The 12346-nt window shown below is 55.6% G+C and carries 11 protein-coding genes; 1 reads left to right on the top strand and 10 read right to left on the bottom strand.

The features are described from left to right. Window positions 1-494: 494 nt before the first annotated feature. Window positions 495-1688, bottom strand: coding sequence for an amino acid aminotransferase (locus tag ACEYDX_RS01810; RefSeq protein WP_373740326.1), 1194 nt, complete (start codon window positions 1686-1688; stop codon window positions 495-497). Between the two features lie 404 nt (window positions 1689-2092). On the opposite strand from ACEYDX_RS01810, the gene recN reads away from it, so the two are divergent. After that, a complete protein-coding gene (gene recN / locus ACEYDX_RS01805; RefSeq protein WP_373740325.1) occupies window positions 2093-3754 on the top strand; it encodes a DNA repair protein RecN in 1662 nt (553 codons plus the stop codon). A 254-nt stretch (window positions 3755-4008) separates the two neighbouring features. On the opposite strand, the gene ACEYDX_RS01800 is transcribed toward recN, so the two are convergent. The 9 genes from ACEYDX_RS01800 to tatA all read right to left on the bottom strand — a co-directional run bounded on the left by ACEYDX_RS01800 (window position 4009) and on the right by tatA (window position 12285). Continuing rightward, the gene (locus tag ACEYDX_RS01800; protein ID WP_373740324.1) at window positions 4009-5385 is read right to left on the bottom strand and encodes an ATP-binding protein; all 1377 of its coding nucleotides are present in this window, start codon (window positions 5383-5385) and stop codon (window positions 4009-4011) included. Window positions 5386-5549: 164 nt separating this feature from the next. Next, entirely contained in the window at window positions 5550-6230 is a 681-nt protein-coding gene (locus ACEYDX_RS01795; protein WP_373740323.1) for a response regulator, read from the bottom strand. A gap of 32 nt (window positions 6231-6262) precedes the next feature. After that, a complete protein-coding gene (locus tag ACEYDX_RS01790; RefSeq protein WP_373740322.1) occupies window positions 6263-6439 on the bottom strand; it encodes a hypothetical protein in 177 nt (58 codons plus the stop codon). Window positions 6440-6566: 127 nt separating this feature from the next. Next, window positions 6567-8408, bottom strand: a complete 1842-nt coding sequence (locus ACEYDX_RS01785) for a Wzy polymerase domain-containing protein (RefSeq protein ID WP_373740321.1) — start codon at window positions 8406-8408, stop codon at window positions 6567-6569. A 4-nt stretch (window positions 8409-8412) separates the two neighbouring features. After that, window positions 8413-8778: a DUF2069 domain-containing protein gene (locus ACEYDX_RS01780; protein ID WP_373740320.1), complete on the bottom strand. Its 366-nt coding sequence runs from the start codon at window positions 8776-8778 to the stop codon at window positions 8413-8415. Between the two features lie 577 nt (window positions 8779-9355). Continuing rightward, complete coding sequence (galE, locus tag ACEYDX_RS01775) at window positions 9356-10354, bottom strand: UDP-glucose 4-epimerase GalE (RefSeq protein ID WP_373740319.1); 999 nt, start codon at window positions 10352-10354, stop codon at window positions 9356-9358. Window positions 10355-10646: 292 nt separating this feature from the next. Beyond that, window positions 10647-11411, bottom strand: coding sequence for a twin-arginine translocase subunit TatC (gene tatC / locus ACEYDX_RS01770; protein WP_373740318.1), 765 nt, complete (start codon window positions 11409-11411; stop codon window positions 10647-10649). A 7-nt stretch (window positions 11412-11418) separates the two neighbouring features. Beyond that, on the bottom strand, window positions 11419-12078 hold the full coding sequence (gene tatB / locus ACEYDX_RS01765) for a Sec-independent protein translocase protein TatB (RefSeq protein ID WP_373740317.1): 660 nt from the start codon (window positions 12076-12078) through the stop codon (window positions 11419-11421). A gap of 3 nt (window positions 12079-12081) precedes the next feature. Then, window positions 12082-12285 (bottom strand): Sec-independent protein translocase subunit TatA, encoded by a 204-nt coding sequence (gene tatA / locus ACEYDX_RS01760; protein WP_373740316.1) that lies wholly within the window; start codon window positions 12283-12285, stop codon window positions 12082-12084. Window positions 12286-12346 lie beyond the last annotated feature (61 nt).

The raw sequence follows: 12346 nt of genomic DNA, 5'->3' as shown, positions 1-12346 counted from the left end.
GTGGAGATGGCGATGCCGAATTCTTTTGCGGCTCTACGAATCGTCCATCCTTGACGGAGTTTTTTGAGCACGAGTTGTTTGAAGTCTTGTGAATAGGCCATGGTGGAATTGTATCGAATAATATGTTTATTTGCTATACATAGGATTTGGCTTTTTACATCATCCGTACGGTGATGCCGCTTGCTGCGGCCAACCGTACCTGCTGATCCAATGTACCCAACCGATTTGTGAAGTTGGGGCTGTCGGATAACACCGATAGAAAATATATTGCCCATCCCTGCCGTCATTCCCGCGCAGGCGGGAATCCACGGCAAAAAATAGGAAGCCGTTTGTTATTCAGTAGGTTACCAAGGCCGAGCATGGATTCCCGCCTGCGCGGCAAGGACGAAAAGGTGAAAATTTTCGCATCTTGTTGCTCCGGTTTATCCGTAAAGACAAAAATACAGAGGCCGTCTGAAAAATGTTTTCAGACGGCCTGTGATGCGCTCGACCGCTTACAGCACTTTTACGATGCTTTCGCAGAGATAATCAATGTTGTCGTCGGTCAGCCCCGCCACATTGATGCGGCCGGAGCGCACGGCATAGATGGCGAATTCGTTTTTCAGACGGTCAACCTGTTCCGGCGTTAAACCGCTGAACGAAAACATGCCGTTCTGTTCGGTAATGAAACCGAAATCCTGCGTTGCGCCTTTGGCTTTGAGCGTGTCGACGAATTTTTGGCGCATGGTTTTGATCCGGTTGCGCATTTCGTCGAGTTCGTTTTGCCATTGCGCTTTCAGTTGCGCGTCTTTCAATACCAAGGCAACGGTTGCGCCGCCGTGTGAGGCGGGGTTGGAGTAGAGCGTGCGGATGATGGTTTTGACTTGGCTGAATGCGCGGCCGGCGGTTTCTTCGTTTTCAGCGACAACGGTAAACGCGCCGACGCGTTCGTTATACATGCCGAAGTTTTTGGAATACGAGCTGGCCACCAGCAGTTCTTTGTTGAGTTCGGCAAACGCGCGCAGGCCGTAGGCATCGGCTTCGAGGCCGTTGCCGAAGCCTTGGTAGGCGAAGTCGAACAGCGGCAGCCAGCCTTTTTCGGCCGACATTTTGGCCAGCGTGTCCCATTGTTCGGGCGTGGGGTCGATGCCGGTGGGGTTGTGGCAGCAGCCGTGCAGCAGCACGATGTCGCCTTGTTCCGCCTGTGCCAAATCTTCAATCAGGCCGTCCCAATCCAAGGCGTGGCGTTCGGCATCGTAGTAGCGGTAGTCGCGGATGTTGATGCCGACGGCTTTGAAGATGGCATTGTGGTTGGGCCAGGTGGGGTTGGAAATCCATACGTTCTTCGCGGCGGTTTGGCGTTTGGCGAATTCGGCGGCGATGCGCAGAGCACCCGTTCCGCCGAGGCTCTGTGCGGTTTTTGCGCGTTTGGAAACAACGATTTCGTGGTTTTCTCCGAAGAGCAGGTATTGTGTTTGCGCGTTGTATTCGGCCACGCCGTCGATGGTCAGGTAGTTTTTGGTGTTTTCCGTTTCCAGCAGGCGTTTTTCAGCTTCTTTGACGGCTTTGACAATCGGTGTGTTGCCCGCTGCGTCTTTGTAGACGCCGATGCCGAGGTTGACTTTTTCCGAACGGGTTTCGGCTTTGAACGCTTCGCCCAAACCTAAAATCGGGTCGGCAGGGGCAGCTTCGATGTGGTTGAAAAACATGGTGTATTCTTTCTGGAATCGTGTAGGAACAATGTCGGCAATTTTACGCTTTTTAACGGGGATTGGATACGGGGTTGCATCAAACAATCAGGCCGTCTGAAAAATATTTTTTCAGACGGCCCGGGCGTGGAAGAAACGGGCAGTGCAGGTTTTCGGCTGTAAAATAACGGAAGGTATGGTGTTTGGAGATATATTTTCCGATTGTTGCGGTGATGGCGGAAAGGGCTTCCGGAACAATAAGGCATGGTGCTAGATGCAAAATAAACATATGTTTTTCAATGTATTGGAGGCAATTCAAATAAAACCTGAGTAAATTAGAAAAATCTTATTTTTTGCTATGGAAAAGTTTATTATAATATCAGCCGTCCACAACCATTTTCAGACGGCCTGTAAGGATTATCCGGATGCTGCTCGCGCTTTCTCTCAGTGATTTTGTTATCGTCGAACAACTCAACCTTGATTTCCAAACCGGTTTTACCGTGCTCACGGGCGAAACCGGTGCGGGTAAATCCATTACGCTCGATGCCATCGGATTGCTGTTGGGCGACAAGGCCGATTACAGCCAAGTGCGGACAGGCGCAAAAGAAGCGCGCCTGTCCGCTCTGTTCGACATCGCCGCGCTGCCCGATTTGCAGCAGAGCCTGCGCGAACAGGGCCTGCTGGAAGAAGGCGCGGAAGAGTTGAACATCCGCCGTGTCATCGATGCTAAAGGCAAAAGCCGCAGCTTCATCAACAATCAGGCCGCAACACTCGCGCAGCTTAAAGCCGTGGGCGAGCAGTTGATAGACATCCACGGCCAAAACGCCCACCACTCGCTCAATCAGGAAGCTGCACAACGCCATCTTTTGGATGCGTTTGCCGGAATGCTACCGCAGGCTGCCGAAGTCAAAAAACGGTATCAAGACTGGACTGCCGCCAAAAAAGCCCTGCACGACGCGCAAACCCAAGCAGATACGCTCAATATCGAGCGGGAACGTTTGGAATGGCAGTTGAACGAATTGTCGCAAACCGAACCCAAAAACGGCGAATGGGAAGCCCTGAGCCAAAGCCACGATACGCTCGCTCATGCCGCCGAACTGCTGCAAACCGCCGAAGAAGTAGGCGAAGCCATCGACGGCGACAACGGTCTGCAACGCCAAATTTACCGTTGCCAGAAAATGCTGACCAACCTGCAAAACATCGAGCCGCGTTTCGCCGAAAGTCTCAACCTGCTGGCCAGCATCGAAGCCGAACTGGGCGAAATCAGCAGCAATATGCGCGACGCGGCAGGCCGTGCCGACATCAATCCCAATGAGCTGGCCGCACAGGAAGAGCGGATGTCCGAACTGATGGGCATGGCGCGCAAATACCGTATCGAACCGCAAGAGTTGCCCGCCAAACTCGAAGACATCCGTCAAAGTCTCGACAATCTCAATGCCGCCGCCGATTTGGAAGTGCTCGGGGCAGCCGTTGCCCATTGCGAAGCGGAATATATGGAAGCCGCCCGAATTCTGTCCGATGCGCGCCGCGAAGCTGCAGTAAGACTGTCGTCCGAAACCGCTGCCCATATGCAGCATTTGGCCATGAAAGGCGCACAATTCCATATCGAGCTGCTGCCCGCCGCACCGAACGCGCACGGCTTGGAGCAGGTGCAGTACCAAGTAGCCGCCAACAAAGGCAGCCCGCTGCGCCCCCTGAGCAAAACCGCATCGGGCGGCGAACTCGCCCGCATCAGCCTTGCCATCCAAGTCGTTACCAGCCAATACACCCAAGTACCCACCCTGATTTTCGACGAAGTCGACACAGGCATCGGCGGAGGCGTGGCCGAAACCGTCGGAAAAGCCTTGCGCGCATTAGGCAAAGCACATCAAGTGCTTGCCGTAACACACCTACCCCAAGTCGCCGCCTGCGGCGAAAACCATTGGAAAGTACACAAACACAGCGAAGGCAGTCAAACCGTCAGCGAAATCAGCGTACTGGAAGGCAATGCCCGTACCGAAGAAATCGCCCGTATGCTCGGCGGAGAAACCATTACCGACACCACCCGCAGCCATGCCGCGGAATTGTTGGGGATGATTGCTGTGTGATGAAAATAAGATTGGTTGAATAGTTGGAGTTGTGTTTAAGTTCATTTGGGAAAAGGGCCAATGATGCAAATTGGTCTTAAATGTCAGGTAAGAAAGCAGGTTATTTGGTATTTGTAACAGTGGCAGTATTCTTGTTGGATGATTATGTTTTAAGATTACCAATGAAACTATAATATCTTGAAATTTAAGATAAAGGCCGTATGAAAAACATTTTTCAGACGGCCTTTACGGTAAGGAGATTGGAGATTGCGTTTTTACTGTGATTTTTTGGGCAGGACGAAGTGCATTTTCAAACCGTTGGGTTTGATGTTGTCGGCGCTGATTTTGCCGCCGTGCTGTTCGATGATGTGCTGGGTCAGCGCGAGGCCCAGGCCTGTGCCGGGTTTGTGGGCGCTGCTGTCTGCACGGTAGAAGGCGGTAAAGATGTGGGGGAGTTGGTTTTCGTCGACTCCGGGGCCGTTGTCGGTAACGTCTATCAGCCAGTTTTTTTGGTCTTGCGAAAGTTTGACCTTGATGGTGCTACCTTCGGGGCTGTAGTTCATGGCGTTGCGGATGACGTTGTCGACGGCACGGTAGAGGTAGCTTTCGTTGGCGGCGAGGATAGCGTTTTCGGGGACTTTGCCGGTATCGAGGGTAACCTGCTGTTTGTTTTGGATGGCGACGGCCTGGCTGTCTTCGATGAGTTGGGTCAGAAAGGGGACTAGGGCGAGGTTTTCTTTTTCCAGCGGCATGTTGGAGGTTTCGAGCCGCGACAGGGTCAGCAGTTCGCCGACGAGGGTGTCCATGCGAACGAGTTCGCCTTCGAGACGTTTGAGGTATTGTTCCTGCTTTTGCGGTTGTGCCTGAACCAGGCCGAGAATGGCCTGCATGCGGGCGAGGGGAGAGCGCATTTCGTGGGAAACGTGGTGCAGCAGGTGGCGTTCTTTGGCGACGAGTTTTTGCAGCTGCTGCGCCATTTTGTCGAATTGGTAGGCCAGGTGGGAAAGTTCGTCGTCTCGGCCTTCCATCTGTTGGGCGATGCGGGTTTCAAGCTCGCCGACGGCAAGGCGGTTCATGCCGTTGCCGAGGATGCGGATGGGTTTGGTGATGTTGTTGGTCAGGATATAGGCCATCAGTAGGCCGACGAGGATGATGAAGGAGAGGATGATGAATTCGTGCCAAATCGGTGCGAGTTGCAGGCCGGGGATGTAGAGCGGGCTGGGGACGCGCTGAATCTGCTGGTTGTCCCAGCCTTTGATGAAGAAGATGTATTCTTCGCCCCAGCGGTCGAATTCGACGTGGACGAGTTCGGATTCGGGGTTGGCGGCGGCGTATTCTCGTGCGTCGTTGATGGCGGTGCTGTCGATTTTTCGGCCTAGGATGTCTTCTTCTTCGTCGCCTGTGATGACGAAGATGTTGCGGGAAACGGGGTTGTCTTTCCACTCGTTGAGGATTTCGCGCGCACCGGTGTCGCCCCTTGCTTTAAAGGCGGAGATGATGCTGGCCATCAGCGTGGTTTCGATGGTGCGGCGTTGTTTGAACTGGTTTTCGGCCAGCGTGTTCTGCACGAGCCAGAAAGAGAAACTCGCCACGAAGATGGCCAGAATGATGACGGCGCAAAACGTAGCGAAGATGCGTTGGAAAAGTTTCATTCAGCAGTTGCCTGTTGGGACTGTCGACAGGGTGGAAGTGTACCGTTTCTGCGGCGTTTTGCCCATAGCCGGAAAGGGTGGTCAGGGTTGTCTAAGGCCGTCTGAAAAACGGACACCCGCCGATTTGAGTGCCATCGGCGGGTGTGTTTTTTGTCGGCGGGCAATCAGTTTTTCACAAACAGATAGCCCAAACCGCGCACGGTCTGAATCAGCGATGCGTCGCCGAGTTTGTGGCGGATGCTGGAAATGTGTACGTCGATGCTGCGGTCGAACTTGGCCAGCTTGCGGTCGAGTGCTTCGACGGACAGGGTTTCTTTGCTCACAACCTGTCCGGCGTGGCGCATCAATACTTCCAGCAGGTTGAATTCGGTGCTGGTCAGCTCGAGGGGCTGGTCTTTGATTGAGGCTTGGCGTTTGGCGGGGTAGAGCACTACGTCGCTGACGGAAATGCTGTTGGGCGCATTGGTCTGTTCGCCGGAGCGTTGGGCGCGGCGCAGGATGGCGTTGATGCGCGCCAAGAGTTCGCGCGGGGTACAGGGTTTGGGAACGTAGTCGTCGGCACCCATTTCGAGACCGATGATGCGGTCGATGTCGTCGCCTTTGGCGGTCAGCATAATCACGGGGACGGCGCTGCTTTGGCTGCGCACGCTTTTCAAAACATCCAGTCCGTTCATTTTCGGCATCATGGAATCCAGAATCACAACGTCGTATTGGCCGGTCAGGATTTCGGTTACGCCGGCTTCGCCGTCGGGCACGCTGTGGACGTTGAGACCTTCCGCGGTCAGATATTCGGTAAGGAGTTCGGTTAACAGTGCATCGTCGTCTACCAGTAATACTCGGCTCATGTGTCGTTTCCTTTTTAGGTTGCTTGTGCTGTTTATGCAGCACGCGTGATGTTGCGAATCTTAACATGCAAAACGCTTCGGCTGATAGCGGGTGAATCGGTGCTTTTTCGCTTTTTTGCAATGAAAGCAACGGTCTTTACATTTGTCGAGGCGGGTTTCAGACGGCCTGTCTGCGGGTGTTTTTGATGATTTTGCAACGCTTTTTCCACAGCGGATGCCGTCTGAAAAACAGGAACGGCCGCTGCATTGTTCGGTGGCTGAGAAAGGTTTCAGGCCGTCTGAAAAACATTTTCAGACGGCCTGATGTTGGATCGGAAACCCGTTTCCGATGTTGCGTTACGACTGCGGGCAGGTGATGTTTTTGTTGATTTTTTTGAACAGTTCGCCGTATTGCTTGTGCAGCAGCGCGCATTGGACGTAGGCATCGGGCAGCAACGGCTGAAGTTCGGGCCGTTCTTTGGCTTTTTGCACGTAAAACGAGAGCTGGTGCGGGTAGTAGCGGTATACGGCGTGCATCCAGCGGATGCCTTCTTCGGTTTGCCCGCGTCGGAAACGGTAGATGCCGACTTGGTGGGCGTTGGCGTAGGGACGGAACACCAGGGCTTCCAGCGCAGCCTGCTCCGCCCACGGGTCGATTTTGTCGCCGGTGGTGTTGTAGTGGCTGATGCCTGCGAGTTGGGCGTAGTAGCGCAGCATCGGTTCGTCGCGGGCGATGCGTTTGAGGCCTTCGTTTTTCAGCAGGATGTCGGCGGCGGTATCGGTTTTGGGACGGCGGTTGAAGTCGGTGAGTTCGGTGTAAGCCCAGCCGAGCCGGACGATGCCGGCGGCGAGCATGAGGGACAACGTCGCTCCTGCGTAGTGCCGCCAATTTTGCCGCAACAGGCCGTCTGAAAGGTCGGTTTCGCGGGCGGGCGAAAGCGACATCATGAGGGCGAACGGTACGAGGAAATAGATGTACCAAAACGGATATTCGAGCATGCTGTGGCACAGCGATACGGCCATCATGGCCAGCAGCAGCAGCGAGGCTTCGCTGCGCGGGCGGGAAAACAGCCGCCAAATCGCGGCAAGATAGCCGCCAACGACCAACAGCGTGCCGGCCAGCCCCATTTCGGCCAGCAGGTTGAGGATGATGTTGTGGGAATGGGTGAACAATACGTTGAGGATATTGTTGTTGAGCATCGGTTCTTGGGCGTTGAGCAGGAAACTTTGCAGCGCGAAGCTGTTCCAGCCGTGTCCCCAGACGGGGGCCGTCTGAAAAATCTTCCATGCGCGCACCCATTCGATGTTGCGTGCGGAGCCTTCAAAGCTGCTGCTGCCTGCGCGTTCGACCGCGGTGTCGTACTGTACGCCCGCAAACCAGTCGAGAATGTGGCCGATGCCGAACTGTACCACCGCCGCCGCCGCCAGCATGAACAACACCGTCAGCACCATGCGGTTGCTGCTGCGTCCGGCCATCAGCCGCCACACGGGCAAAATCAGGCCGATGCCGACGATATAGCCCAGAATCGTGCGCGAGCTGACCAAGCCCAGTGATACGGTGAGCGCCAAAACCAGCAGCACGCCCGCCCAGTTCGGCACGCGGCGCACCGCCCACAGATAGGATGCCGCCAAAACGCCCCACATCAGGTAGTGTCCCAAATGGTTGCGCTGGCCGAGCTGGCCGCTGATTTGGCGCAGGCCGCTGTAAGCGACGGTGTGGTTGAACGGCCACACGGTTGCCCAGCCGGTAAACTGGAGCAGCACCACAAACGCCTGAATCAGCGCGCCGATAACGAGCGCCCAGGCAAACACGCTGACCACGCGTTCCTGTCCGACCTGTGCAATCCAGCTGCGGCACGCCCATGCGGCGAGTGCGAGAATCACAAAAGTCCACACCACCATGTCGTTCAGGCCGGGGTAAGTCAGGTTCATCAGCCGCGCCTGGAGCCACCAGAAGGCCGCCAGTATCAGGAAATACATCCCCGTTGCCGGAAAGCGCGCTTTCAGACGGCCTTCGGTTGCCGTGAAAAACACCAAACCGGCCGCACCGAGCAGCGACCCCGCTTCCAGATAAAAACTCGACAGGGGGCCGACGCGGTAGAGCGACACAAACGGCGCCACGCATACCCAGATAAAGAAAAACCACAGCGGCCACAGATCCATATCCCAAACCCGTCCGCGCCCGTTATCGGCAAACATACGCTCAAACACCTTTGGCAGCCTTTCTTGCCTGCTTTACAAAAGCCAGACACGAAACAAAAAACACCGAACTGCACAGCAACGCCGCCGCTGCGCACCAACGGCTCGCAACCGAGGCATCAAACAGCCGCATCACCGCTTCGGCAAAATAAATCAGGATGAACATCGAACAATACTGGAACGTATAAACCCGCCCTTTGAAAATGCCGCGCAGCGGCAGGCACAGCGGCAACGCCTTCAGCGCCAGCCACGAACCGCCTTCGCGCAGCGGCGCAATCCACAGCTCCCACGACAGGCTCACGGCAATCAGCAGCAGCAGGCTTGCAACCGCTGCGGTATGCGGCAGGGAAAAACGTTTGTCGTTTGTCATGATCGGTATTCCATTCGGACAGGCCGTCTGAAAACACAGTATTCAGACGGCCTGTTTCGGATTTGGTTTCAAAAAAACGGTTTCGGGACAGGTTAAAAAAGGTTTGCGGCTTGATATATCGGGAAAATCCGTTTGCATTGCAGCCGTTCCGTTTTTTGCGGTGCGCAGGCTTATGGCGGGTAAAACGGCAACGGCGGTGCGGTATTTCCCGCTGTGCCGACATATCATCCAAACGCGGCGGTCATGTTCCGAAACCGAATATCGGGCATTGCACCAAGCGCGCAGATTTGTCCGCTTTGTCTGTACGCAATGCTGCTGCGCGGCGCATTTTTATGCGCGGTGTTCGGATAATGCGTTGGCAGGAAGCGTTATGCCTGCGTGGAACGAATCTGGTTCTGAATTTAAAAAACGGTTTTTATTCATCCGGTTGCGAATGTGTGCCATAGATTCCCGCCAGCAGGGGAATGACGGTTGTGAGCGGCAGCTTGCAAATCAACACCCATACAACATACAGCCTTTTATGTTCAGGCCGTCTGAAAACCGTTTTCAGACGGCCTGCACCCTTAAATTAAGGCAGTCAGCGGTCTGCGTATCCGTCGGGATGGCGGGAGTGCCAGGCCCAGGCCGATTCGATGATTTTCTCGATGTTGTCGAACTCGGGTTTCCAGCCCAAAACTTCGCGTGCCTTGTCGGACGCGGCAATCAGCGTATCCGGGTCTCCCGCGCGGCGCGGGGCGAATTCGGCGGGGATTTCCTTTCCGGTAACTTTCCTTGCCGCTTCAAGCATTTGCAGGTTGGAAAAACCGGTGGACGAACCGAGGTTGAACGCGCCCGATTCGTTGCCGCCGCGCAGGTAGTCCACGGCCAGAATATGCGCGTCGGCCAAGTCGAACGGATGCACATAATCGCGCACATTGGTGCCGTCGGGCGTGTTGTAGTCGTCGCCGAAAATCATCAGTTTGTCGCGTTTGCCCTGCGCCACCTGCAGGATAATCGGCAGCAGGTGCGTTTCCGGATGGTGATCTTCGCCGATGGAACCGTCGGGTTTTGCGCCGGCCACGTTGAAATAGCGCAAGGCCACGAATTTGATGCCGTAGGCCGCGTCGCACCAGCGCATCACGGTTTCCATCATCAGCTTGCTTTCGCCGTAGGGGTTGATGGGTTTCTGCGGGTCGTCTTCGCGGATGGGCATGCGTTCGGGAATGCCGTATGTAGCGGCGGTGGACGAAAACACGATGCGCTTCACGCCGCATTCGTTCATCACTTCCAGCAGGCTGATCATGCCTGCGGTATTGTTGTCGAAATATTTCAACGGCTCGGCCATCGATTCGCCCACCAGCGAATAGGCGGCGAAATGGATGACCGCATCGATGTCGGGATGGGTTTGGAATATTTTGCGCATAAAGGCTTTGTCGGCCAAATCGCCTTCGTAGAACACGGCATCGGGATGTACCGCGGCACGGTGGCCGGTAACGAGATTGTCGGCGACGACGACTTTTTCCCTGCCGCTGTCGATTAAGCGGTCAACCATGTGCGAACCGATGTAGCCGGCTCCGCCCAATACCAATACGGTCATTGTTGTTCCTTTCTTCTTGGTTGTGTGTGGAGGTCGTGTTGACGGCATACGGGTTAAAACGGATTTCTCCGGTTTCCGTCATTCCCGCGCGGGCGGGAATCTATCTTCGGTATTTGCAAGTGCTTGTTTGAAATAAAAGTACCGGATTCCAAATATGGCTTCCCGCCTGCGCGGAAATGACGGAAAAACCAGGCATCAACCCAATATCCGCACAGCCTTTCTTTATTTGATTTGCGGTTGGTGTTTGAGGCCGTCTGAATGCAGCGCAACCTTTTCAGACGGCCCGGATGTTTTACGGTTGGTTTTCCGGCGGCGCATCCGTTTCTTTTTCAACCGGTTTCACGAACCGGCAGCATTGTAATCCCGCTTCGTAAAGCACAATCAGCGGCACGGCGAGCAGGATTTGGGAAATCACGTCGGGCGGGGTAACGACGGCGGCGATGACGAATGCGCCGACAATCACATAGGGCCGCGCGGCTTTGAGCTGTTCGGGCGAAACGATGCCCATGCGTGCCAGCAGGACGACGACGACGGGTACTTCGAATGTCATGCCGAAGGCGACGAACATGCCCAAGATAAACGACAGGTATTTGTCGATGTCGGTGGCCATGCTTACCCCTGAGGGGGTAACGCCGGCGAGAAACTGGAACATCACGGGGAAAACGAGGTAGTAGGCGAACGCCATGCCGCAGACGAACAGTGTCAGGCTGGACAGTACCAGCGGCGTGATGAGCCGTTTTTCGTTTTGGTAGAGCGCGGGGGCAACGAACGCCCACACCTGATAGAGCGTATGCGGCAGCGAAAGTAGAAACGCCGCCATCAGCGTTACCTTTACCGGCACGAAAAACGGCGCGATGACGTCGGTGGCAATCATGCTGGTGTCTTTGGGCAGACTGGCCATCAGCGGTTTTGCAGCGAACGAGTAAAGTTCCTGTGCAAACGGCATCAGGCCGAGAAAGCAGACGAGGATGCCCGCGGCGGCCCATACGGTGCGGCGGCGCAGTTCGAGCAGGTGCTCGATGAGCGGCTGGGTGTTTTGCTGTAATTCTTCTGACACCGTTTACTCACTTTTTACGGATGCGCAGTTTGGGCGCGGGGCGGTGTTTCGGGCGCATGTCGCGCTTGCGCTGCATGGCCTGTTTGCGCAGCGAGGCCGTCTGAAAAACGGGCGTGCCCGCTTCGGGAAAAACGCCGTGCTCTTCGTAAACCGTCGGCGCAATCTGCGGGGCGGCGGCTTGGGTCAGGTAGGCTTTCCACGGATCGGGTTCGTCGGCGGCGGCTTCGGGCAGCGGGGCGGACAGGTTTTCAGACGGCAGTCCGGCAATGCGGCTGTGCGGTTCCGCCCCGTCTGCATCGCTACTGCCGGGCAGGGGGTTGCCGGCTTCGTCTTTGCCGAAATCGGCGGGCGTACGCATTTCGGGCAGGCGTTCCCAAGGTTTGAGGCCGTCTGAAATGTCGTTCAGATTCTGCTGCACGCCTTTGCCTGCTTCGTTCAGGCCGTCTTTGACCTGCTGCGCCGCCGTTTCGAATTCCTGTTTGGCTTTGCGCAGCTCTTCCAGCTCGGCCTGTTCGTTCAGCTCCTGTTTGACGTTGGCCACCAGCCGCTGGATTTTGCCGACAAACTGTCCGGCCATCCGCGCGGCGGCAGGCAGCCTTTCGGGGCCGAGCACCACCAGTGCGACGGCCGCCACCAGCAGCAATTCGCTGAAACCGAAATCAAACATGGCTTAAGCCGTTTTGTCTTCGTCTTTTTTATGTTCGATGATTTCGCCGTCTTTCTTGGCAGGTTCGCCGCCTTCGTTCAAACCCTGTTTGAAGTCGTGCACCGCACCGCCCAAGTCTTTACCGACATTGCGCAGTTTTTTCGTGCCGAACACGAGGACGACGATCAGCAATACGACGAGCCAGTGCCAAATGGAAAAGCTGCCCATGGTTTTATTCCTTTTTCAGTAGTTTGTTCGGGGTTTCAGACGGCGTTTCAGGCCGTCTGAA

Origin of the sequence: Neisseria sp. (assembly GCF_041804105.1) — a bacterium.
In the GTDB taxonomy this organism is placed as follows: domain Bacteria; phylum Pseudomonadota; class Gammaproteobacteria; order Burkholderiales; family Neisseriaceae; genus Neisseria.
This window is presented reverse-complemented; position numbering and strand designations above follow the sequence as displayed.

Coding starts and splice junctions, on each gene's coding strand:
- ACEYDX_RS01810 (WP_373740326.1), bottom strand. CDS start 1,688: ATGTTTTTCAACCACATCGAAGCTGCCCCTGCCGACCCGATTTTAGGT.
- recN (WP_373740325.1), top strand. CDS start 2,093: ATGCTGCTCGCGCTTTCTCTCAGTGATTTTGTTATCGTCGAACAACTC.
- ACEYDX_RS01800 (WP_373740324.1), bottom strand. CDS start 5,385: ATGAAACTTTTCCAACGCATCTTCGCTACGTTTTGCGCCGTCATCATT.
- ACEYDX_RS01795 (WP_373740323.1), bottom strand. CDS start 6,230: ATGAGCCGAGTATTACTGGTAGACGACGATGCACTGTTAACCGAACTC.
- ACEYDX_RS01785 (WP_373740321.1), bottom strand. CDS start 8,408: ATGTTTGCCGATAACGGGCGCGGACGGGTTTGGGATATGGATCTGTGG.
- ACEYDX_RS01780 (WP_373740320.1), bottom strand. CDS start 8,778: ATGACAAACGACAAACGTTTTTCCCTGCCGCATACCGCAGCGGTTGCA.
- galE (WP_373740319.1), bottom strand. CDS start 10,354: ATGACCGTATTGGTATTGGGCGGAGCCGGCTACATCGGTTCGCACATG.
- tatB (WP_373740317.1), bottom strand. CDS start 12,078: ATGTTTGATTTCGGTTTCAGCGAATTGCTGCTGGTGGCGGCCGTCGCA.
- tatA (WP_373740316.1), bottom strand. CDS start 12,285: ATGGGCAGCTTTTCCATTTGGCACTGGCTCGTCGTATTGCTGATCGTC.